The organism is Streptomyces sp. NPDC040610 (assembly GCF_055594065.1).
On sequence record NZ_JBVIXA010000001.1, the window covers coordinates 1 to 20,921 of the forward strand.

Consider the following 20,921-nt stretch of genomic DNA (forward strand, 5'->3'; position numbering starts at 1 on the left):
AGATATGGAAGCCCTGTAAGGGGTGGAGTTGACTGGTACTAATAGGCCGAGGGCTTGTCCTCAGTTGCTCGCGTCCACTGTGTTGGTTCTGAAACCACGAACAACCCCGTATGCCTGGTCACGAGTGTGGTGCGGTTGACAGTTTCATAGTGTTTCGGTGGTCATAGCGTGAGGGAAACGCCCGGTTACATTCCGAACCCGGAAGCTAAGCCTTACAGCGCCGATGGTACTGCAGGGGGGACCCTGTGGGAGAGTAGGACGCCGCCGAACTAAATTTAAGGGAAACCCCCGCACCTCACGGTGCGGGGGTTTTCTGCGTTTAGGGTCTAGGCATGCGATACGAATTGATCATCTTTGACAACGACGGTGTCCTGGTCGACAGCGAGCCGATCTCCAACACGATTCTCGCTGCGTACCTGACGGAACTCGGGCACCCCACCTCGTACGAGGAATCCCTGCGGGATTACATGGGTGGTGCCATGCACCGCGTCCACGACCTGGTCCTGGAGCGGTCCGGGCAGCGGTTGCCGGACGACTTCGACGAGGTCTTTCACGAGCGGGTCTTCGCTGCCTTCAAGCGGGAGCTCGAGCCCATGGCCGGGGCCGTGGAGGTGTTGGAGAAGCTGACCGCTGAGGGCGTCCCCTTCTGTCTCGCGTCCTCCGGCAGCCATGAGCGGATTCGGGTCGGACACCGGAAGACCGGGCTCGACAAGTGGTTCGACGACGGGCGGATCTTCAGCTCGCAGGATGTGGGGCGCGGGAAGCCGGCCCCGGATCTCTTTCTGCACGCGGCGGAGCGGATGGGCGTCGCTCCCGACAAGTGCGTCGTGGTGGAGGACAGCCCGCTCGGGGTGCAGGCGGCGCTCGCGGCCGGGATGGATGTCTGCGGCTTCACCGCCATGACCCCGGCGGAGCGGCTTCGCGATGCCACTCGACTCTTCAGCGAGCTGCGTGCGCTGCCCGACCTGCTCGCGTGAGCGCGTACTGAAGGAGGAGACGGTCGGGAAGGCTCTGCGGGAGCGGCTGGGGAAAGTCGTGAGGTGATCTATCTACCCACGGGTAGAGCGGGGATCTACGCTTCGCGGTCATGACAGAAACGCTGCGGCGTGGCAGGGCCTCCCTTGCGTTCGGCTTCCTGGTGCAGGGCGTCACGTTCGCGCTGCTGGTGACCCGGATACCCGCGCTGCAGGACCAGTACGGGATATCCGACAGCCTGCTGCCCGTGTTCCTGGCGGCCGTGCCGATCCTCGCGGGGGTCGGGAGCGTGTGCACCGAGCGGCTGGTGCGGACGGTGCCGCCCAGTCGGGTGCTGCGGTGGTCGCAGCCCGTGGTGCTGCTCTCCCTGCTCGGGGCGGGCGCGGGCGACTCGGTGTGGCAAGTCGCCGTCGCGCTCGGGGCGTTCGGCCTGGCCGTCGGGGCGCTGGACGCGTCGATGAACATGCTGGGGGTGAGCCTGCAGCGGGCGTACGGGCGCAGCATCATGCTCGGGTTCCACGCGGCGTACAGCCTGGGCGGGATCGTGGGGGCCTCGCTGGCGTGGGTGGGAGCGCACTGGGATCTGTCGTTGCTGGTGTCGTATCTGCCGGTGGTCGTCGTGCTGTTGCCGGCCGCGTTGGTGGGGAGTCGGTGGTACGTCGACGCGGGTGAGGGGGAGGGGAGCGGTGGTGAGGGTGGTGCCGGTGCGAAGGCTGGTGCTGGTGGGGCTGTGGGGCTCAAGGTGTTGTGGCCGCTGTGTCTGGTGATGACGTGTGCGTACATCGGTGACTCGACCGTCTCCAACTGGAGCGCGAAGTATCTGCAGGACGTGCTGGGGAGTTCGGAGCAGCTGGCGACGGTTCCGTACAACGTCTACATGGTGATGAACCTGGTGGGGCGGGGAGTCGGGGACCTGGGGGTGAGGCGGTTCGGGGCCGTCGCCGTGGTGCGGTGGGGCGCGGTGATCGGGGCGGCGGGGTTCGGTGTGGTGGCGGTGGCGCCGGGGGCCTGGACGGGGATCTTGGGCTTCACGCTGCTGGGGATCGGGCTGTGTGTGATCGTGCCGCAGACGTTCGCGGCGGCGGGGCGGCTGTTCCCGGGGGCGTCGGACACGGCGGTGGCGCGGCTGAACGTCTTCAACTACGTGGGGTTCCTGATCGGTTCGCCGTTGGTGGGCGGGCTCGGGGACGCGTGGAACTACCGCGGGGCGATGGTCGTTCCCATGGTGTTGGTGCTTGTGATCTTCTGGTCGGCCCGGTCGTTCGCTCCTGGACCGGACCGATACGGTGACGGTCATGAGCGGCCGCGCACAACTGATGTGGGACGAGGCAGTAACGGGCTATGACTTCGGTCCAGAGCACCCCATGGACCCGGTCCGGCTCGCGCTGACGAGAAGCCTGATCAACGCCTTCGGTCTCGACCGCGACCTGGACGTGGTCGCGGCGAAGCGTGCCGGGGAGTCGACGCTGGGGCTCGTGCACCGCGAGGACTACGTCGACGCGGTGAAGGCGGCCTCCGCGGACCCCGCTTCGGCGCGCGGGGCGTATGGGCTGGGGACCGAGGACGACCCCGCCTTCGCCGGCATGCACGAGGTGTCGGCGCTGATCGCCGGGCAGTCGGTCGGTGCTGCCGAGGCGGTGTGGCAGGGGGACGCGCTGCACGCGGTGAACTTCGCCGGTGGGCTGCACCATGCCATGCCGGGGAGCGCCGCGGGGTTCTGTGTGTACAACGACGCGTCGTTGGCCATCGCGCGGCTGTTGGAGCTGGGGGCCGAGCGCGTCGCGTATGTGGATGTGGACGTGCACCACGGGGACGGGGTGCAGGCCACGTTCTGGGACGACCCGAGGGTTCTGACGATCTCGCTGCACGAGCATCCTCGGACGTTGTTCCCGGGGACCGGGTGGCCCGAGGAGACGGGGGCGGAGTCGGCGGCGGGGAGCGCGGTGAATGTGGCGCTGCCCGCGGGGACGGGGGATGCGGGGTGGGTGCGGGCGTTTCACGCCGTGGTGCCCGAGTTGTTGGCGGAGTTCCGGCCGCAGGTGCTTGTCACTCAGCATGGGGCGGATACGCACTTCGAGGATCCGTTGGCGCATTTGGCCGTTTCGGTGGACGCACAGCGGGCTGTGCAGGTCGCCTGTCATGAGTTGGCGCACTCGTATGCGGACGGGCGGTGGGTTGCGCTGGGTGGGGGCGGTTATGCCGTGGTGGATGTGGTGCCGCGGTCCTGGACGCACTTGGTGGCTGTTGCGGCGGGGCGGGAGATCGAGCCTTCGGCTGAGGTGCCTGAGGGGTGGCGGCGGGAGGTTTTCGCTCGTACGCGGATGCTTGGGCCTGGGCGGATGACTGATGGGCGGTGGCCTGTGGGGTGGCGGGGGTGGGACGAGGGGTACGACCCCTCGGATCGGGTGGATCAGGCCGTGTTGGCTGCTCGACGGGCTGTGTTTCCGTTGCGGGGGTTGTTGGCTTAGGAGGGGTTCCCCAATCCCGCCCCTTCCCGAGACCGGGGCTTTGCCGCTGGGCCCCAAGGGTGGGAGTCGCCTTCGGGCGGGACGGAGCGCCGTCGAATCGGCGCTTCGCGCCTCGTCCTCAAACTCCCTCAAGCTCTTAAGGAGCAGGGGGTACCCCCATGACGGGCTGAGATCTTGCCGGGGCGGGCTGGTATGAGCGGGCCGTGGGGTTGGTGGGGTGGGGGGAGTGGGTGGGGTTAGCCCGACTGTGGGGTGTTTTCTGGGTTTTCGGGGTTCCGTGGGGGTATGTGCGGCAGCATCGGGGCGTGTTGAGCACCGGAGCGTTGCGCGCGCATCTGCTGGCGGCCCGGCTCGCCGGGCCCGTGGCCACGTCGCGGGAGGAGAGCCTGCGGAGCTACCGGCTCTTCGCGGCGCGGGATCCGCGGATACTTCTCGGGCTCGACCCCGAATGGAGCTGGGGCGCGGGAGACTTGCTGCGGCTGATGGCGGACAAGTGCGGGGTGTCGGACGACCCCCGGCACACCACGGGGGCCGATGTCATCGACCCGGAGCGGACGTTGGCGGCCCTGGACGCGTTCGCCGAGCGGCTGCGGGAGGCGGCCGGGCGTCGGGTTCCCGTGCTGCTCGGGACCGGACACCCGCATCGGCTCCTTGGCTTCTACGCCGCGTTGGCCGAGGCCTTGTCGGCGGCGGGATGCCCGATTCTCACCCCTGCGCAGGGTTGTCGTGTCGACATAACGACCCGGTTCGGCCTACGCACGTACAACCTTGACTACGTACAAGGCGTCGCGCTGGTGCGCGAACCCGGCGTGCGTCCCACCGGGAGTGAGACCGGCGCACACAGCCATTCCCCACTCCCGGTTCGGCGGGCCCTGGCGGCCCAGGCCGAGTCCGGAGGGCCGCTGCCCGAGCTGGTCATCGGGGACCACGGCTGGGTCTGCGGGGCAGGTCAGCTGGGGTTCGAGGCGATCGGTCTGGCGGATACGGACGATCCCGCGCTGTTCGTCGGAGAGGCGGAGGGGCGGGTGTCCGTCGTCGTTCCGCTTGATGACGCTGTGCGGTCTGATTACTACCGACCGCTTACTCGCTATGTACTCAATCGAGCGTGTCTGTCACAGTAAACGGCCGATGGCAGCTCCTCTTCCCCACTCGCATCACCCGCCCCTACTCTGGGGAGTGAGCGCACAGCGACGAGGAGTCACCGGAAGGGGAAGCCGGTGCGCGTCATGTGCGGAAGGTTCAGGTGTGTCATGGCTGCTGACCAGAGGCCTCTCAGCGAGGTTGCGTTTCTGACCGTGGCGGAGGTCGCCGCGGTGATGCGAGTCTCGAAGATGACCGTGTACCGGCTGGTGCACAGCGGTCATCTGCCCGCAATTCGGGTCGGAAGGTCCTTCCGAGTCCCGGAGAACGCGGTTCACGAGTACCTTCGCGACTCTTACGTGGGGGTGGAGACAGCCTGATCGATGTCCCTCGATTACAGGCTCGGCGCCAGGGCGGGTAGGCTAGGCCGACGTAGGTCGTGTGGGCCCAGACGCCCCGCACCGATGTCCCCGCGATGTGGGGATGTTCCGAGAAGTGAGCGAGGGTAGTCGTGGGCTCTGTTATCAAGAAGCGGCGCAAGCGGATGGCGAAGAAGAAGCACCGCAAGCTGCTGAAGCGCACGCGCGTTCAGCGTCGCAACAAGAAGTAAGCGACCGCTGACGTCAGCGAACGCAAGTGAATGTACTGAGGCCCTCCCGTCGTCCGACGGGAGGGCCTCAGTACGTTCGGGACCGGCTTCTCGGACCCGTGGGTTCGGGCGCGCGCGGTCGAGCCCATGCGGCGAGGCCCATGAGTTCAGGCCAGAACTTTCAGGGGCGGGTCGGGGCTTGTCGTTCATAGGGGATTCAATAGTTCAAAGCCGGGCGAACGGCTTGATCTTTGCGACGGAGTGTGTCCGTCGTCACTTCGCACGTCCCGCGGTCATCACAGCGCAACATCCACCCGCTAGCGTGGGCCCACGGACGTAATGCTCAGACGTGCCGCGGGGCGGGAGCATGCTCGCGCCTCGCGGGCTGGGGAAAGGCGGCGCTGATCTTGGGCAAGGTCGTGCTCGTGACCGGGGTGGCCCGGCAACTGGGCGGCAGGTTCGTCCGCCGTGTCCAGCGCGATCCGGAGGTCGACCGGGTGGTCGCCGTCGACGCCGTCCCGCCCGAGCACCATCTCGGCGGCGCGGACTTCGTCCAGGCCGACATCCGGCAGCCCACCATCACCAAGGTCCTAGCCGAGCACCGCGTCGACACGGTCGTCCACATGGACGTGACCGGCACCGCGCTCGCGGGCGGCAGCCGGGGCTCGGTCAAGGAGACCAACGTCATCGGCACGATGCAGCTGCTCGGCGCCTGCCAGAAGTCGCCGACGGTGAAGCGCCTCGTGGTGAAGTCCAGCACCAATGTGTACGGTTCGGCGCCCCGCGACCCGGCGGTCTTCACGGAGACCACACCGCCGAAGTCGCTGCCCAGCGGCGGCTTCGCCAAGGACACCGTCGAGGTCGAGGGGTATGTGCGCGGTTTCGCGCGGCGGCGGCCGGATGTCGCGGTGTGTGTGCTGAGGTTCGCCAACATCCTCGGGCCGGCCGCGGATTCGCCGCTCGCCGAGTACTTCTCGCTGCCGGTGCTGCCGACGGTCTTCGGCTACGACCCGCGGCTGCAGTTCGTGCACGAGGACGATGCCGTCGAGGTGCTGCGCCTCGCCTCGCACGACCCGCGGCGCGGCACGCTGAACAGCGGCACGTTCAACATCGCCGGGGAAGGGCTGCTGCTGCTCTCGCAGTGCGCCCGCCGCCTGGGGCGGCCGACGCTTCCGGTGCTGCTGCCGGCGGTGACATGGGTGGGCACGGCCCTGCGTACGCTCGGAGCCACGGACTTCTCACCGGAGCAGATCCGGCTGCTCACCCACGGCCGGGTGGTGGCCACCCGGCAGATGCGCGAGACACTGGGGTTCAGGCCCAAGTACACGACCGCGGAGGCCTTCGCGGACTTCGTACGCAGCCGGGGCCCCGGCCTGCTGCCCCCGGCGGCGCTCGCCGGGGCCGTCGACAGGATCGCGGCGCTGCCGTTCGCGGGCGGCGGTACGGAGTCCGGTGCCGGGGGCGGCGGACGCGATGCCGACAACAGTGCCCACCACAGCGCCAACTGAGGAGATCGTCAACGATGGCGGACGCCAAGGTCATTCCGTTCGACGACGACCGGTCGCGCGGGGCCGGCCAGCGGCCGGGGCGTCGCAGGCCCGGGCCGCGCCGTCCGGGCGACGGGGCGAAGGTGCGCGAGGTCAAGGCGGTCCCCGGACGGTTGAACGGGGATGTGCCGGAGGGTGCCGCTCCGGGCGCGGAGCCGCTGGACGCGGGGGCCGTCGGGGCGGTCGACGCGGGCGCGCGTCCCACCGGGCCCCGGAGCGCGGGGCAGGGCGCGGCGGCGGAGTCGGCTTCGGTGCCGGAGCCGCGCGGTGGGGGTGGCGGCGGCTGGGACCGGCGGATCGCGGGTGGCCTCGCGTTTCTGCGGCGGCGGCTGACGGGTGAGTATCACGTCGATGACTTCGGGTACGACGAGGAGCTCACCGATCAGGTCCTGATGTCGCTGCTGCGGCCGCTGTACGAGAAGTACTTCCGCGTCGAGGTGAAGGGCATCGAGAACATCCCCGCCGACGGTGGGGCGCTGATTGTCGCCAATCACTCCGGGACGTTGCCGTGGGACGGCCTCATGATGCAGGTCGGTGTGCACGACAACCATCCGCATGGGCGGCATGTGCGGCTGCTCGCCGCCGATCTGGTGTTCATGCTGCCGGTCGTCAATGAGCTGGCGCGCAAGGCCGGGCACACGTTGGCCTGTGCGGAGGACGCCGAGGCGTTGCTGGAGCGTGGGGAGCTCGTCGGGGTGATGCCCGAGGGGTTCAAGGGGATCGGGAAGCCCTTTGGTGAGCGGTACAAGCTGCAGCGGTTCGGGCGGGGTGGGTTTGTCTCCACGGCGCTGCGGACGGGGTCGCCGATCGTGCCCTGTTCCATTGTGGGGGCCGAGGAGATCTATCCGATGATCGGTAACGCGAAGACGTTGGCGCGGGTGTTGGGGATTCCGTACTTTCCGTTGACGCCTACGTTTCCCTGGCTGGGGCCGTTGGGGGCGGTGCCGTTGCCCACGAAGTGGACCATTCAGTTCGGGGAGGCGATTCCTACGGATGGGTATCCGCCTGAGGCCGCTGAGGATCCGATGTTGATGTTCAATCTGACGGATCAGGTGCGGGAGCAGATTCAGCACACGCTGTACAAGTTGTTGGTGCAGCGGAGGTCGGTGTTCTTCTAGGGGTGGGGCCCTGCCGAGGGCTCCCCAAGCCCGCCCCTTCCCGAAACCGGGGGCTGCCGCCCCCGGGCCCCCGCTGATCGGCGCTTCGCGCCTCGTCCTCAAAGGCCGGACGGGCTAAAAGTCCTCAAGCGCCGGACGGGCTAAGACGCAGCCGTCCGTCGGGCTGGGGAGAGGTGCCCGACGGACGGTGGTTGGTGTGAGGGCTGTTACTTCTGGTCTTCGCCCTCGATGCCCAGTTCTGGGAGCAGGCCGGGGAGCAGGGGTGGGAGTGTCACTTCCGGCTGTCCGGGCTTGGGGTGCTTGGTGGTGGGGGTGTTCTTCTCGTCTTGGGTGCCGGAGGGGGAGGAGGGGGCCTTCTCGGAGGGCGGGTCGAGGATGCCGTCGGTGACGCCGGGGAGGAGGCCTTCCTGGCTTTCCTTGTGGCCGGGGGAGGACGGCTTCGGCTTGCGGGGGGACTGGTCGCGGCCGGATTCGCCGGAGTCCCGGGGTGCGGGGCCCTCGCGGTGGGTGCCGGTGGAGGAGCCCTGGCGGGGGCCCTGGTCCGGGGTGCCGCCCTTGTCGGGCTTGCTGCTGGGGAAGAGGGAGCGCAGCGGCTCGACTTCCTGCTCCATGGCGTCGAAGACGGAGCTGACCTGCTCGCCGACGTCGCCGAGCTGGACGGGGAGCCGCTCGCGCAGGGCGCTCCAACTGCCGCGGTGGGACTGGGAGAAGGCGGACAGGGCCTGGATGGGGCCGAGTGATCCGTCGCGTTCGTACGCTTCGAGGAGGAGGCGGTGGCCCTCGGCGGCGTCGTGGCGCATGCCGGAGAGGGCGCGGCGGATCTCGCCGACGGATTCGTGGTCGAGGTGGCCGGAGCGGGAGCGCTCCATCAGGCGGCGGGCCTCGTTGAGCCGGGTCGAGGCCTGGTCGAGGTAGATCTGGCCGCGGTCGGTGTCGCTGTCGGCCATGCCGAGCTTGAGGTCTTCCATGCCGCGCTTGAGGCCGTAGAGCGAGTCGCCCGGCAGGGCGTCTCCGCTCGCCGCGGCCACGCCGCCGAAGGCTCCGGCCGCGACGCCCACGGTGAGGCCGCCGGCGGCGATGCCTTTGGACAGGCGTGTGCGGGGCTTGAGTTTCCGCAGGGGGCTGGCCCGGTGGGCGCCCTTGGCGCCTTTTCGGGAGCGTTGCTCCGGTACGGAAGGGCCTGTGCCGTCGCCCGCCGCCGTGCCCTCCGCGAACATGGCTTCCATGGCGGCCACCAGCTGGGCCCGCTGGACCACTTTGACCTCGGGGTCCAGCTGGGGCGCGGGCAGCCGTGCGAGTCCGTCGGCGAGCGCGAGCATCTGGTCGCGCTCGGCCGCGCCGGGGGGCGCGGTGTCGGCTCGGGCGGCCACCGAGGTCGCGGCGGAATCTTCGGGCTGCTCGGCCGCCGGGTCCTGGTCGGACTGCTCCTCCAGGGCCTGGGCGAAGGCGTTCGCCCGCCGGTGTGCCGATACGTTCGCGATCACTGGCGGCACCTCCTCTCGTCATGACGGTCGACTCCCCAGGGGGTCCTGAGGGTTGCACGCCCTGAACACTTCCACACGTTCGAGTGAGCGCATGGTGCCTCCCTTCGCTCTCGGAGAGCTCGGGGAAGGTCAGGTCGCAACCACAGGGAGCCTGCATCCCGCACAACGAGCGTCGCGGCACTTGGGTTACGGACGAAAGATGATCGGACCGCGAAGGGCTCGGCAAAGTCCGTGACGGCCAGCAGGCCGTCACGGATGGTGAGTTGGGCGTCGCACCCGGTGGCGGGACGCCGTGCGGGCGGCGCTAGCGGGCGTCGTCCGGGAGGAGCCGGGCGAGGGTGCGGACCGCTCGGTACTGGAGGGTTTTGATCGCGCCTTCGTTCTTGCCCATGACGCGGGCGGTCTCGGCCACGGAGAGGCCTTGCAGGAAGCGCAGCGTCACGCACTCCTGCTGTTGGGGGTTGAGGCGGCGGACCGCGTCCAGGAGCGCGGCGTTCGAGAGGGACTCAAGGACGGAGTCCTCGGGGCTGCGCTCGACCTCGTTGGCGTCGAGCATCTCGCCGGTGGTGACCTCGAGGCGGAAGCGGCTCGACTTGAAGTGGTCGGCCACCAGGTTGCGGGCGATGGTGACGAGCCAGGCGCCGAAGTCGCGGCCCTGCCAGGTGAACGTACCGATCCTGCGCAGGGCGCGGAGGAACGTCTCGCTGGTGAGGTCCTCGGCGGTCGCCTTGCCGCCGACGCGGTAGTAGATGTAGCGGTAGACGGTGTCGCTGTACTGGTCGTAGAGGCGGCCGAAGGCGTCGGACTCGCCTGCTTGGGCGCGCTCGACGAGTTCCATCATGCGGGCGCTGTCACTGTCCGCCGCGGGACGGCGGTGGGTGGTCGTGGCGGCGGCGGAGCGGGTCCGTCTGCTCACAGCCGCACCGCCGTCCGCCAGGGCATAGCACGGCCCGGCGGGTGCCGGGACGGCGAAGGCGGGGACGGCGTACGCGGTGGGGACGAAGCCGCGCAGGCGGTCCACGACCGTCGCGCGCAGCGTAGCCAGGCCCGAGGCGTCAACCCCGACGTGTGGGTACACGGGACTCCCAGAGGCAGAGCTTCCATCACTTGCAGTACCGAACCGTTCACCCGTCGTAGCGACGTGCATGGTCCGTTATGCGTCTGAGGAGAATAACGCTTCGTACAGGCAGCGCTACACCCAGTTGCTCAAATCATCGATTACGTCGCTTCTGTTACCGATCGGCGGTCGATCAAGCACCGGTTATTGAACGGTTGTTGATCGGATTAGCGCGCATTCGGGGTGGGCGCGGGGCGTGTTGTGGCCGAGTTGAACGAACGGGACTGGCGGGGGGCGTGGCGGGTAAGACAGAACGATTGCCGTCGTTTCCGCGCGCGGCAGGCGGCGGAGGCCCGGGTTCCGAGGTCTCCGCGCGAGATGGTCACCGTGAGTGTTCGCCCTGGGGGCGGCCTGCCGTCAGTGGCGGCGGCGGTGCAGGGCGATCGCGGCCGCCGTGCCGCCCGCGAGGGCGCCGACGCCCGCGGCGGCCGGGATGCCGACCTTCGCGGCCTTGCGGCCCGTGCGGTAGTCCCGCAGCCGCCATTCGCGGGCGCGGGCGTGCTTGCGCAGCTTGGTGTCGGGGTTGATCGCGTACGGATGTCCGACGAGCGACAGCATCGGGATGTCGTTGTGGGAGTCGCTGTACGCGGCGCAGCGGGCCAGGTCCAGGCCCTCGGCGGCGGCCAGGGCGCGGACGGCCTCGGCCTTCGCGGGGCCGTGCAGCGGCTCGCCGACGAGCTTGCCCGTGTACACGCCGTGCACGGACTCGGCGACGGTGCCGAGGGCGCCGGTCAGGCCGAGGCGGCGGGCGATGATCGTGGCCGTCTCCACCGGCGCGGCCGTGACCAGCCAGACCTTCTGCCCCGCGTCGAGGTGGGCCTGGGCCAGGGCGCGGGTGCCGGGCCAGATGCGCTCGGCCATGTACTCGTCGTAGATCTCCTCGCCGATGGACATCAGCTCGGCGACGCGGTGGCCCTTGACGATGGACAGGGCGCTGTCGCGGGCGTCCTGCATGTGCTCGGGGTCCTCGATGCCCGCCATCCGGAACCACGCCTGCTGCCAGGCGAACCGGGCGAGCTCGCGGCGCTGGAAGAACTTCCGCTTGTACAGGCCGCGGCCGAAGTGGAAGAGGGCGGCGCCCTGCATCACGGTGTTGTCGAGGTCGAAGAACGCGGCGGCCTTCTCGTCGCCGGCGACCGGGAACTCGGGGGCCTCGGGGGCCTCGGGGGCCTCGGGGGAGCCTGCCTCCTCGGGCGGGGCGTCCTCGGCCCGGTCGTCGAGCTCCTCCAGCTCTTGTGACGACTTGCGCGCTGCCTCCGCCGAGGCCTCGCCTGCCAGCACGCTGCGCGCGGTGGCGGAGCGCCTGCGGGGATGGAGCCAACCCAGAGCGGCCATGCCGTCGAGCATAGCCACTCTGTTCGGTCCCCCTGTGAATGGAGGGATTCGAACCCGTCAACGATCCGTGTCGCGCTGGTCACACTGGGGTGCGGCGCGGGCCGGTGCCGGGCGGGCGGCGCCGCGTAGGAAGCTGGGGGCATGAGTCCTCTTTTCCGCCGTGGCGGCGGTGCAGCGAAGAAGGTGCCGGGCGACCGCCTGGTGACGTTGATCGGCAAGCCCGGGTGTCACTTGTGCGACGACGCGGAGGCCGTGGTGCGGAAGGTCTGCGGTGAGCTCGGGGTGGCCTGGGAGAAGAAGGACATCACCGTGGACGAGGCGCTGCACAAGGAGTACTGGGAGCAGATTCCGGTGGTGCTCGTGGACGGGGAGCAGCACACGTTCTGGCGGGTGGACGAGGGGCGGCTGCGGCGGGAGTTGGCCGGATAGCGCGGGGTCGCCGGACCCGATGGCTGGTAAGGACGTCCGGAGCTGTCCGGAAAGTCGTTTAGCATCGGGGGTCGGTTTTGAGGTCTCGGGGGCGAGGGTCGTGAGGAGTGTGTGCGGTTTTGCCCCCGTCGGTTGAGTGTCGTCGCTGGCCGTGCGCCGGTTCCAGGAAAGTGCGCCGGGGGTGCGTGACCCCGGTCACGTTGGGCGGGCAAATCGGACACCATCTTTGTGCACGCGTTCACAAAGACATAGCCTGCTGTCGACGGGGCGGTCTTGGGATGAACGGCCGCCTTCAGCCCCGCTCTACCCGCAGGAGCACCGTGGCAACTGGCCGAACTCACCGACCGGCGACCCGCAGCCGAGGGATTCCCGAGGCCACTGTCGCCAGGCTTCCGCTGTACCTGAGGGCTCTGACCGCGCTGTCGGAGCGCTCGGTGCCCACGGTCTCCTCCGAGGAGCTCGCGGCCGCCGCGGGGGTCAACTCCGCGAAGCTGCGCAAGGATTTCTCGTACCTCGGGTCCTATGGGACGCGGGGCGTCGGCTACGACGTCGAGTACCTCGTGTACCAGATCTCCCGTGAGCTGGGCCTGACCCAGGACTGGCCGGTTGTCATCGTCGGTATCGGTAACCTCGGCGCCGCGCTGGCCAATTACGGCGGGTTCGCCTCGCGCGGTTTCCGCGTGGCCGCTCTCATAGACGCCGATCCGGCGATGGCGGGCAAGCCCGTCGCGGGGATGCCGGTGCAGCACACGGACGACCTCGAGAAGATCATCAGCGACAACGGCGTCTCGATCGGCGTCATCGCGACCCCGGCGGGCGCCGCCCAGCAGGTCTGCGACCGGCTCGTGGCCGCGGGTGTCACGTCCATCCTGAACTTCGCGCCGACCGTCCTGACCGTCCCCGACGGCGTCGACGTGCGCAAGGTCGACCTCTCCATCGAGTTGCAGATCCTCGCCTTCCACGAGCAGCGCAAGGCCGGTGAGGAGTCCGCCGCGGACGCCGAGGCCGCGGCCGGGCCCGCCGTCACCAAGAACCAGCACCGCAAGGGACCCGACGGGGACGTTCCCGCCGTGATGCCGGCATGAGTCTCCTCGTCGTGGGCCTCAGTCACCGCAGCGCTCCGGTGAGCGTGCTCGAGCGGGCCGCGCTCACCGTCGACGCGCAGGCCAGGCTGCTGCACGACACGGTGGCCGCCGAGCCCGCGGCCGAGGCCGCCGTGCTCGCCACCTGCAACCGCATCGAGCTGTACGCGGACGTGGACAAGTTCCACGCGGGCGTCGCCGAGCTGTCGACGCTGCTCGCGCTGCACAGCGGCGTGAGCCTCGAGGAGCTCACTCCTTATCTGTACGTGCACTACGAGGACCGGGCCGTCCACCATCTGTTCTCGGTGGCGTGCGGGCTCGACTCCATGGTCGTCGGCGAGGGGCAGATCCTCGGCCAGATCAAGGACGGTCTCGCGCGGGCGCAGGAGCTGCACACCGCGGGCCGCCTCCTCAACGACCTCTTCCAGCAGGCCCTGCGGGTGGGCAAGCGGGCGCACTCGGAGACCGGCATCGACCGGGCCGGGCAGTCGCTCGTCACCTTCGGCCTGGAGCAGCTGGCCGGGCGCGAGCCCGTGCACGCCTGGGCCAAGGGCAAGCGCGCCCTGGTGATCGGCGCGGGCTCGATGTCGTCGCTGGCCGCGGCGACCCTCGCGCGCTCCGGCGTGGACGAGGTCGTCGTCGCCAACCGCACCCTGGACCGGGCCGAGCGCCTGGCCGAGATCCTCACCGAGGGCGGCACCGGAGTCGTCGCCCGTGCCGTGCCGATGGCCCAGGTGGCCGGGGAACTGACACGTGCCGACGTGGCGGTGTCCTGCACCGGTGCCACAGGGCTCGTGCTGACCGCCGCGGACGTCGAGGCGGCGCTCGCGGGGCGCGTCGGTGACGTGCGCGACGGGTCGGTCGGTGACGTACGGGATGGTGTGCGTGCCGGTCATGACGGGTCGGCCTGCGATGACGACGACTGTGTGATCGCGCCGCACACCGCGGCCGAGCGGCCCGCCGAAGCCTCCGCCCCGGACACCGCCGCCTCCGCCTCGGACGCGGGCGGTTGCCCCGTCGGCGCGCAGGTCGGCGACGAGACCGCGTACGAGCAGCACGCCGCGCTCGTCGAGAACAGCCCCGCCGTCGGCGGCGGCCCTGTGCGGGCGGGCCGGGTGGCCGCCGCCGTGGTGCCCGCGGCCCGCACCGCCGCGCTGTACCTGCTCGACCTCGCCATGCCCCGCGACATCGACGCCGCCGCGCACCGCCTCACCGGCGTGCGCCTCGTCGACATCGAGTCCCTCGCGGACGCCTCCGCCGACGCGCCGATGGCCGCCGACGTGGACGCCGTGCGCACCATCGTGTCCGACGAGGTCGCCGCGTTCGGCGCCGCGCAGCGGGCCGCGCACATCACGCCGACCGTCGTCGCGCTGCGCACCATGGCCGCCGACGTCGTCAGCGGTGAGATCGCGCGGCTCGACGGCCGGCTGCCCGGCCTCGGCGACAAGGAGCGCGCGGAGATCACGCAGACCGTGCGCCGCGTCGTCGACAAGCTGCTGCACGCGCCGACGGTGCGGGTGAAGCAGCTCGCCAGCGAGCCCGGCGGCGCCGGATACGCCGACGCCCTGCGCACCCTCTTCGACCTCGACCCCGAGACGGTGGCTGCCGTCTCCCGGGCCGACCTGCTGAGCAACGCGGGCGGCCAGCAGAACCAGCTCCACGAGAACGACGAACCCAAGCGAGGCCGCGCATGACCGAGAAGGCACTCAGACTCGGGACCAGGCGCAGCAAGCTGGCCATGGCCCAGTCCGGGCAGGTGGCGAGGAAGGTCACCGAGCTGACGGGGCGGCCCGTCGAGCTCGTCGAGATCACCACGTTCGGCGACACCTCCCGCGAGCACCTCGCCCAGATCGGCGGCACCGGTGTGTTCGTCACCGCGCTGCGCGACGCGCTGCTCGCCGGCGAGGTCGACTTCGCCGTGCACTCCCTGAAGGACCTGCCGACCGCGCAGCCCGACGAGCTGACGCTCGCCGCGGTGCCGGAGCGGGAGGACCCGCGGGACGTACTGATCGCGCGCGACGGCCTGACGTTCGCGGAGCTGAGGGACGGCGCCCGCGTCGGCACCGGCTCGCCGCGCCGCATGGCGCAGCTCAACGCCTACGCCCGCAACCACGGCATGTCCATAGAGGCCGTGCCGATCCGCGGGAACATCGACACCCGCATCGGATACGTACACGACGGGAAGCTGGACGCCGTCGTGCTCGCGGCCGCGGGGCTCAGCCGCGTCGGCCGGATCGACGAGGTGACCGACTTCCTGTCGGTCGACACCGTTCTGCCCGCCCCCGGCCAGGGGGCACTGGCGATCGAGTGCGCCGCGACCCACGCGTCACTCGCCGCCGCGCTCGCCGAGCTCGACGACCCGTACACCCGGGCCGCCGTGACCGCCGAGCGATCCCTGCTCGCCGCCCTGGAGGCCGGTTGCAGCGCGCCTGTTGGCGCGTTGGCCGACTTGCTGGCCGACGGGCAGGTTGTCAAGGAGATGCGCCTGCGCGGCGTCGTCGGTGCCACCGACGGCTCGACGCTGGTGCAGCTGTCCACCACCGGTCCCGTGCCCGGGACACACGACCAGGCGCTGGCACTCGGGCGGGAACTCGCCGCCGAGATGCTCGCCAAGGGCGCGGCCGGTCTGATGGGGGAGCGAGCACTTTGAGCCCCACCTCGAACCTTCCCGGCCTTCCCGCACACGGGCACGTCACCTTTCTCGGTGCCGGACCCGGAGATCCGGGACTGCTGACTCTGCGCGCCGTCGAGGCGCTGGCCCGAGCGGATGTGCTGATCGCCGAGCCGGATGTTCTCGATGTCGTACGTGTGCATGCCCGAGGGGGTGTGGACACACCTCTCCCGCAGGCCGCTGACGGCACGTCAGCGGGCGGCGACGGGCCTTCGGCCTCAGCCGCGGCCAATCTTGTCATGGAGGGCGCGCGCGGCGGCAGGCGGGTCGTGCGCGCGGTGAGCGGTGATCCGGGCCTTGATGCGTACGCGGCCGGGGAGATGCTGGCCTGCGCCGCGGAGGGCATCCCCTTCGAGGTGGTGCCTGGCATCGCGGCCGCGGTCGGTGTGCCCGCGTACGCGGGGGTGCCACTGCGGGACGCGCAGGGCACCGACGTCCGGTTCGTCGACGCCCGCACCGCCTCCGAGCGCTGCTGGGGCGAGGTCGGCGCGTCCGACGGGACGGTCGTGGTGTCGACCTCCCTGGACTCCGTCGCGGCCGCCGCCGGTGAGCTGGTGTCCGCCGGGCGCAAGCCCGACACCCCGATGACGGTGACCGTCGCCGGTACGACGACGCGCCAGCGCACCTGGACCGCGACGCTCGGCACCATCGCGCAGGTGCTCAAGCAGGCCAAGGTGCTGCCCTCGCCCGACGGCGGGCAGGCCGTCATAGCCGTGGTCGGTGAGCGCTCGGCCGCCGCGCAGCGCGACCAGCTGTCGTGGTTCGAGTCGAAGCCGCTCTTCGGGTGGCGGGTCCTCGTACCCCGCACGAAGGAGCAGGCGGCCTCGCTCTCCGACCAGCTCCGGTCCTACGGCGCGGTGCCGCACGAGGTGCCGACGATCGCCGTCGAGCCGCCGCGGACGCCGCAGCAGATGGAGCGGGCGGTCAAGGGGCTCGTCACCGGGCGCTATGAGTGGATCGCCTTCACCTCCGTGAACGCGGTCAAGGCCGTGCGGGAGAAGTTCGAGGAGTACGGGCTCGACGCCCGGGCCTTCGCGGGGATCAAGGTCGCCGCCGTGGGCGAGCAGACCGCCGCCGCGCTGGTCGCCTTCGGCGTGAAGCCGGATCTGGTGCCGAGCGGGGAGCAGTCCGCGGCCGGTCTCCTTGAGGACTGGCCCCCTTACGACCCCGTCTTCGACCCGATCGACCGGGTGTTCCTGCCGCGCGCCGACATCGCCACCGAGACGCTTGTCGCCGGGCTCATCGACCTCGGGTGGGAGGTCGACGACGTCACCGCCTACCGGACCGTGCGGGCTTCGCCGCCGCCGGCCGAGACGCGTGAGGCCATCAAGGGCGGTGGGTTCGACGCCGTTCTCTTCACCTCGTCCTCGACGGTGCGGAATCTGGTGGGCATCGCCGGTAAGCCGCACAACGTGACCGTGATCGCCTGTATCGGGCCTGCCACCGCCAAGACGGCGGAGGAGCACGGGCTTCGGGTGGACGTGATGGCTCCTGAGCCCTCCGTGCACAAGCTGGCTGCCGCGCTTGCCGAGTTCGGGGCGCGGCGGCGGGCTGCCGCGATTGAGGCCGGGGACGCTGTTACTCGGCCGAGTGAGCGGAGGCCGGGGGCGCGGCGGCGGCGGGCTGCGGCGCCGTAGGGTGCCCTCGCGGGGGCGCCCCGGGCCCGCCCCTTCCCGAAACCGGGGGCTGCCGCCCCCGGGCCCCCGCCATCGGCCTGAACGGCCTCGTCCTCAAACGCCGGACGGGCTGATACCTCGCCGAGGCGGGCCGAAGAGCGCGCCCGAAGGGCGAAGCGCGCAGCGCGATTTACCGTGAGGTGGATTCTGCAATGAGTACGTACGGTTCGTTTCCCGGTTCGCGGCCCCGGCGGCTGCGTACCTCCCCCGTCATGCGGCGCATGGTCGCCGAGACGCGGCTGCACCCGGCCGATCTGGTGCTGCCCGCGTTCGTGCGGGAAGGCATCGGTGAGCCCGTCGCGATCGGGGCGATGCCGGGGGTGTTCCAGCACACCCGGGACACCCTGAAGAAGGCCGCTGTGGAGGCGGTCGAGGCGGGGGTCTCCGGGATCATGCTCTTCGGTGTGCCGGAGGAGTCGAAGAAGGACGCGCTCGGCACCGCCGGGACCGACCCGGACGGGATCCTTCAGGTCGCGCTGCGCGATGTGCGGGCCGAGGTCGGGGACGACCTGATCGTCATGTCCGACCTGTGCCTGGACGAGTTCACCGACCACGGCCACTGCGGTGTCCTGGACGAGCAGGGCCGGGTCGACAACGACGCGACCCTGGAGCGGTACGCCGAGATGGCGCAGGTCCAGGCCGACGCGGGCGCCCATGTGGTGGGCCCGAGCGGCATGATGGACGGCCAGATCGGCGTCGTCCGTGACGCGCTCGACCAGACCGGGCACGAGGACGTGTCGATCCTCGCCTACACGGTGAAGTACTCGTCGGCGTTCTTCGGGCCGTTCCGCGAGGCCGTCGGGTCGTCCCTCAAGGGCGACCGCAAGACCTACCAGCAGGACCCGGCGAACAGCCGTGAATCCCTGCGCGAGCTGGCGCTCGACCTCGAAGAGGGCGCCGACATGGTGATGGTCAAGCCCGCGGGCCCCTACCTCGACATCCTGGCCAAGGTCGCCGAGGCGTCCGACGTGCCCGTGGCCGCGTACCAGATCAGCGGCGAGTACGCGATGATCGAGGCGGCGGCGGAGCGCGGGTGGATCGACCGGGACCAGGCGATCATGGAGTCGCTGCTCGGCATCAAGCGGGCCGGGGCGCAGATGATCCTCACCTACTGGGCCACCGAGGTGGCGCGCAAGCTCTAGCGGTTCCCGGCGGTGCGAACAGCGGTTGGAGTCCCTTGACTTCAACCGCTGTTGAGGTTCGAGAGTGGGGGCATCTACTCGATCCCACGTCCGGGAGGACCAGATGCACGCCGTTGTTCTTCATGAGTTCGGGCCCGCCGCGAATCTCTCGTACGAGAGCGTGCCCGACCCGGTGCCAGGGCCCGGGCAGGTGCGGGTGGCGGTGCGGGCCGCGGGCGTGCACTTCATCGAGACCGTGATGCGGGCGGGGGCCGCCAGTGATCTCGCGCCGCCGCTGCCGGAGTTGCCGGCGATCTTCGGCGGGGAGGTCGCCGGGGTGGTCGACTCGGTGGGCCCCGGCGTGGGGCAGGAGTGGCTCGGGCGGGGTGTGGTGACGGCGCGGGGCGGCCCTGGCGGGTACGCGGAGCTGGCCGTCGCCGGGGTGGAGGAGCTGCACGCGGTGCCCGAGGGCCTTGGATTCGAGGCCGCCGTGGCGATGGTGGTCACGGGGGCCACCACCATGGGGCTGCTCGATGTCGCCGAACTGCGCCCCGACGACGTGGTGTTGGTGACGTCCGCCGCCGGGGGCGTGGGGCGGCTCGTGGTGCAGTACGCGCACGAGATGGGGGCCACGGTTGTGGGTGCGGCGGGTGGGCCCGGCAAGGTCGCCGCCGTGCGCAAGCTCGGGGGCGGGGGCGGTGCCGAGGTGATCGGTGTCGACTACGACGAGGACGGGTGGGGCGACGAGGTGCGCGCGCGGATCGGCGGGCGGCGCGTCACCGTCGTCCTCGACGGGGTGGGCGGGGAGAAGGCCGCCACCGCGTTCGAACTGCTCGCCGACGGCGGGCGGTTCGTGTCCATCGGGTCCGCGTCGCAGGTGGAGTTCGTGCCCGGTGGCGCGGTGCTCGCCGAGCGCGGCATCACGTACCGGAACGCCCTGTTGGAGCTCCTTGCGAGCCCCGAGGCGCGGCCCGACCAGGAGCGGCGCGCCCTCGCCGCAGCCGCCGCGGGGCGGCTCACCCCCGCCGTCCAGTCGTTCCCGCTGGCCCACGCCGCCGAGGTGCACGCGGCGTTGGAGCGGCGGGAGACGACCGGCAAGGTGGTGCTGGTCCCGTGACGCCGTGGCGGCCCGGGCCTTCGTGCCCTACGGGGTGCTGACCGGCGCGGCAGCCTCGACCGGTTCGGGGGACCTGAGCAGGTCGACGATCCGGGACAGGCCGTCCGCGCCGTGCCCCTGCGCGACCGCGCGCTCCAGGAGCGGCCGCAGTGGCGTGAACACCGGGTCGCTGACGCCGAGTTCGGCGAACGTGTCGGTGAAGTTGGGCAGCACCGCCAGGTTCATCTCCAGGTTGGACACGTCCGTGAGGTGCTGCCCGGACTCGATGGCCTCGGCCGTGCCGTGCACGACCCCCTGGGTCATCGCGACGACCCAGTCCGCGAGGAGCGGCGCGAAGTCCTTCGCGGGCACGCCCGCGCTGCCGGTCAGCGCGTAGGCCTGGGCGACGCCGAGGGCCATGCCGTACATGCCGGTCAGCAGGGCCAGGTCCCACAGGGCGGCGAGGCCCGCGTCGGCGCCGACCCACTTGGTGTCGGCCAGCGCGGCGAGCGTGTCGCGATGCCGCGCGTACGCCTCCTCGTCGCCGCTGTAGAGGATGTACGCGCCCGGGCCCGCGATCATCTGCGGTACGGCCATGATGCCGCCGTCGACGTAGGCGATCCCGTGTTCCCGCGCCCAGGCCGCCAACTCCCGTGCTTGGGACGGCGTTCCGTTGGTGAGGTTCACCAGGGTGCGGCCGCGCAGCTCCGCGGCGAGCGGCGCGAACAGCTCGCGCACGCTGTCGTTCGTCGTCAGGCAGGCGATCACGAGGGGGCTCGCGGTGACCCCGGCCGCAGGGGTGTCGGCCGGGGTCGCGCCCTGTGCGACGAGCGGTCCTGTCTTCGCCGCCGTGCGGTTCCAGACCGTCGTGGGGTGGCCCGCCTTCAGCAGGGCCGAGGCCAGGGCGGAGCCCATCAGGCCGAGGCCGAGGACGGAGACGGGGTGGTTGCTCGGGGTGTGGTCGGTGGCGGGCACGGGGGCTCCTTCGAGGGTGGTGCGGAGAGGGCGCTGAGCGCGCCGGTCTCGCTGTTCTCGCTGAGGTGTTCCGGGGAACACCTCGATCCTCGCCGTGCCCGCACTCACCGACAAGTACCGACTATTTTGTGCGGTACTCACCAAAAGGTAAGTGAGCG

At 70.7% G+C, this 20,921-nt stretch carries 19 protein-coding genes and 1 rRNA gene; 16 read left to right on the plus strand and 4 right to left on the minus strand.

All coding sequences use genetic code 11. The features are described from left to right. Nucleotides 1-153: 153 nt before the first annotated feature. The 9 genes from rrf to ACZ6AA_RS00045 all read left to right on the plus strand — a co-directional run bounded on the left by rrf (nucleotide 154) and on the right by ACZ6AA_RS00045 (nucleotide 7,777). Nucleotides 154-270 (plus strand): 5S ribosomal RNA (gene rrf, locus ACZ6AA_RS00005). A 62-nt stretch (nucleotides 271-332) separates the two neighbouring features. Beyond that, complete coding sequence (locus ACZ6AA_RS00010; RefSeq protein ID WP_468450278.1) at nucleotides 333-977, plus strand: HAD family hydrolase; 645 nt, start codon at nucleotides 333-335, stop codon at nucleotides 975-977. Between the two features lie 110 nt (nucleotides 978-1,087). After that, a complete protein-coding gene (locus ACZ6AA_RS00015) occupies nucleotides 1,088-2,320 on the plus strand; it encodes an MFS transporter (RefSeq protein ID WP_471455639.1) in 1,233 nt (410 codons plus the stop codon). Beyond that, nucleotides 2,271-3,443 (plus strand): acetoin utilization protein AcuC, encoded by a 1,173-nt coding sequence (locus tag ACZ6AA_RS00020; protein ID WP_471455640.1) that lies wholly within the window; start codon nucleotides 2,271-2,273, stop codon nucleotides 3,441-3,443. Before ACZ6AA_RS00015 ends, ACZ6AA_RS00020 begins: the two co-directional genes overlap by 50 nt. A gap of 305 nt (nucleotides 3,444-3,748) precedes the next feature. Further along, nucleotides 3,749-4,564, plus strand: a complete 816-nt coding sequence (locus tag ACZ6AA_RS00025; RefSeq protein ID WP_468450284.1) for a phosphatase — start codon at nucleotides 3,749-3,751, stop codon at nucleotides 4,562-4,564. A 129-nt stretch (nucleotides 4,565-4,693) separates the two neighbouring features. Further along, on the plus strand, nucleotides 4,694-4,903 hold the full coding sequence (locus tag ACZ6AA_RS00030) for a helix-turn-helix domain-containing protein (RefSeq protein ID WP_157164103.1): 210 nt from the start codon (nucleotides 4,694-4,696) through the stop codon (nucleotides 4,901-4,903). 131 nt (nucleotides 4,904-5,034) lie between these two features. Beyond that, complete coding sequence (locus ACZ6AA_RS00035; RefSeq protein ID WP_003948845.1) at nucleotides 5,035-5,133, plus strand: 30S ribosomal protein bS22; 99 nt, start codon at nucleotides 5,035-5,037, stop codon at nucleotides 5,131-5,133. Between the two features lie 386 nt (nucleotides 5,134-5,519). Beyond that, nucleotides 5,520-6,620: an NAD-dependent epimerase/dehydratase family protein gene (locus tag ACZ6AA_RS00040; protein WP_468450286.1), complete on the plus strand. Its 1,101-nt coding sequence runs from the start codon at nucleotides 5,520-5,522 to the stop codon at nucleotides 6,618-6,620. A gap of 14 nt (nucleotides 6,621-6,634) precedes the next feature. After that, nucleotides 6,635-7,777: a lysophospholipid acyltransferase family protein gene (locus ACZ6AA_RS00045; protein WP_468450288.1), complete on the plus strand. Its 1,143-nt coding sequence runs from the start codon at nucleotides 6,635-6,637 to the stop codon at nucleotides 7,775-7,777. Between the two features lie 206 nt (nucleotides 7,778-7,983). Here ACZ6AA_RS00045 and ACZ6AA_RS00050 read toward each other — a convergent pair whose 3' ends face one another. The 3 genes from ACZ6AA_RS00050 to ACZ6AA_RS00060 all read right to left on the minus strand — a co-directional run bounded on the left by ACZ6AA_RS00050 (nucleotide 7,984) and on the right by ACZ6AA_RS00060 (nucleotide 11,713). Further along, nucleotides 7,984-9,261 carry a DUF5667 domain-containing protein gene (locus ACZ6AA_RS00050; protein ID WP_471455641.1) on the minus strand — a complete coding sequence of 426 codons (1,278 nt, stop codon included), beginning with the start codon at nucleotides 9,259-9,261 and terminating at the stop codon, nucleotides 7,984-7,986. 304 nt (nucleotides 9,262-9,565) lie between these two features. Then, nucleotides 9,566-10,339, minus strand: coding sequence for an ECF subfamily RNA polymerase sigma factor, BldN family (locus ACZ6AA_RS00055; protein WP_030361087.1), 774 nt, complete (start codon nucleotides 10,337-10,339; stop codon nucleotides 9,566-9,568). 396 nt (nucleotides 10,340-10,735) lie between these two features. Further along, nucleotides 10,736-11,713, minus strand: a complete 978-nt coding sequence (locus tag ACZ6AA_RS00060; RefSeq protein WP_471455642.1) for an HAD family hydrolase — start codon at nucleotides 11,711-11,713, stop codon at nucleotides 10,736-10,738. 141 nt (nucleotides 11,714-11,854) lie between these two features. On the opposite strand from ACZ6AA_RS00060, the gene ACZ6AA_RS00065 reads away from it, so the two are divergent. The 7 genes from ACZ6AA_RS00065 to ACZ6AA_RS00095 all read left to right on the plus strand — a co-directional run bounded on the left by ACZ6AA_RS00065 (nucleotide 11,855) and on the right by ACZ6AA_RS00095 (nucleotide 19,809). Beyond that, nucleotides 11,855-12,142, plus strand: coding sequence for a glutaredoxin family protein (locus tag ACZ6AA_RS00065; RefSeq protein WP_468450294.1), 288 nt, complete (start codon nucleotides 11,855-11,857; stop codon nucleotides 12,140-12,142). 320 nt (nucleotides 12,143-12,462) lie between these two features. Beyond that, nucleotides 12,463-13,227: a redox-sensing transcriptional repressor Rex gene (locus ACZ6AA_RS00070; protein ID WP_468450296.1), complete on the plus strand. Its 765-nt coding sequence runs from the start codon at nucleotides 12,463-12,465 to the stop codon at nucleotides 13,225-13,227. Further along, nucleotides 13,224-14,918 carry a glutamyl-tRNA reductase gene (locus ACZ6AA_RS00075; RefSeq protein WP_471455643.1) on the plus strand — a complete coding sequence of 565 codons (1,695 nt, stop codon included), beginning with the start codon at nucleotides 13,224-13,226 and terminating at the stop codon, nucleotides 14,916-14,918. The genes ACZ6AA_RS00070 and ACZ6AA_RS00075 overlap by 4 nt, the downstream gene beginning before the upstream one ends. Further along, complete coding sequence (gene hemC, locus ACZ6AA_RS00080) at nucleotides 14,915-15,874, plus strand: hydroxymethylbilane synthase (RefSeq protein ID WP_468450300.1); 960 nt, start codon at nucleotides 14,915-14,917, stop codon at nucleotides 15,872-15,874. The genes ACZ6AA_RS00075 and hemC overlap by 4 nt, the downstream gene beginning before the upstream one ends. Further along, nucleotides 15,871-17,532, plus strand: coding sequence for a bifunctional uroporphyrinogen-III C-methyltransferase/uroporphyrinogen-III synthase (locus tag ACZ6AA_RS00085; RefSeq protein WP_033264632.1), 1,662 nt, complete (start codon nucleotides 15,871-15,873; stop codon nucleotides 17,530-17,532). Before hemC ends, ACZ6AA_RS00085 begins: the two co-directional genes overlap by 4 nt. Nucleotides 17,533-17,723: 191 nt before the next feature. Then, entirely contained in the window at nucleotides 17,724-18,713 is a 990-nt protein-coding gene (hemB, locus tag ACZ6AA_RS00090; RefSeq protein WP_468450302.1) for a porphobilinogen synthase, read from the plus strand. 103 nt (nucleotides 18,714-18,816) lie between these two features. Then, a complete protein-coding gene (locus ACZ6AA_RS00095; protein ID WP_468450304.1) occupies nucleotides 18,817-19,809 on the plus strand; it encodes a zinc-binding dehydrogenase in 993 nt (330 codons plus the stop codon). Between the two features lie 27 nt (nucleotides 19,810-19,836). Here the strand turns inward: ACZ6AA_RS00095 and ACZ6AA_RS00100 are convergent, their stop codons facing one another. After that, nucleotides 19,837-20,763, minus strand: a complete 927-nt coding sequence (locus ACZ6AA_RS00100) for an NAD(P)-dependent oxidoreductase (RefSeq protein ID WP_468450306.1) — start codon at nucleotides 20,761-20,763, stop codon at nucleotides 19,837-19,839. Nucleotides 20,764-20,921 lie beyond the last annotated feature (158 nt).

Excerpts from the sequence above, each read along its gene's own strand:
- ACZ6AA_RS00010 (WP_468450278.1), top strand. The coding sequence starts at position 333 with ATGCGATACGAATTGATCATCTTTGACAACGACGGTGTCCTGGTCGAC.
- ACZ6AA_RS00015 (WP_471455639.1), top strand. The coding sequence starts at position 1,088 with ATGACAGAAACGCTGCGGCGTGGCAGGGCCTCCCTTGCGTTCGGCTTC.
- ACZ6AA_RS00020 (WP_471455640.1), top strand. The coding sequence starts at position 2,271 with ATGAGCGGCCGCGCACAACTGATGTGGGACGAGGCAGTAACGGGCTAT.
- ACZ6AA_RS00030 (WP_157164103.1), top strand. The coding sequence starts at position 4,694 with ATGGCTGCTGACCAGAGGCCTCTCAGCGAGGTTGCGTTTCTGACCGTG.
- ACZ6AA_RS00045 (WP_468450288.1), top strand. The coding sequence starts at position 6,635 with ATGGCGGACGCCAAGGTCATTCCGTTCGACGACGACCGGTCGCGCGGG.
- ACZ6AA_RS00060 (WP_471455642.1), bottom strand. The coding sequence starts at position 11,713 with ATGGCCGCTCTGGGTTGGCTCCATCCCCGCAGGCGCTCCGCCACCGCG.
- ACZ6AA_RS00065 (WP_468450294.1), top strand. The coding sequence starts at position 11,855 with ATGAGTCCTCTTTTCCGCCGTGGCGGCGGTGCAGCGAAGAAGGTGCCG.
- ACZ6AA_RS00075 (WP_471455643.1), top strand. The coding sequence starts at position 13,224 with ATGAGTCTCCTCGTCGTGGGCCTCAGTCACCGCAGCGCTCCGGTGAGC.
- hemC (WP_468450300.1), top strand. The coding sequence starts at position 14,915 with ATGACCGAGAAGGCACTCAGACTCGGGACCAGGCGCAGCAAGCTGGCC.
- hemB (WP_468450302.1), top strand. The coding sequence starts at position 17,724 with ATGAGTACGTACGGTTCGTTTCCCGGTTCGCGGCCCCGGCGGCTGCGT.
- ACZ6AA_RS00095 (WP_468450304.1), top strand. The coding sequence starts at position 18,817 with ATGCACGCCGTTGTTCTTCATGAGTTCGGGCCCGCCGCGAATCTCTCG.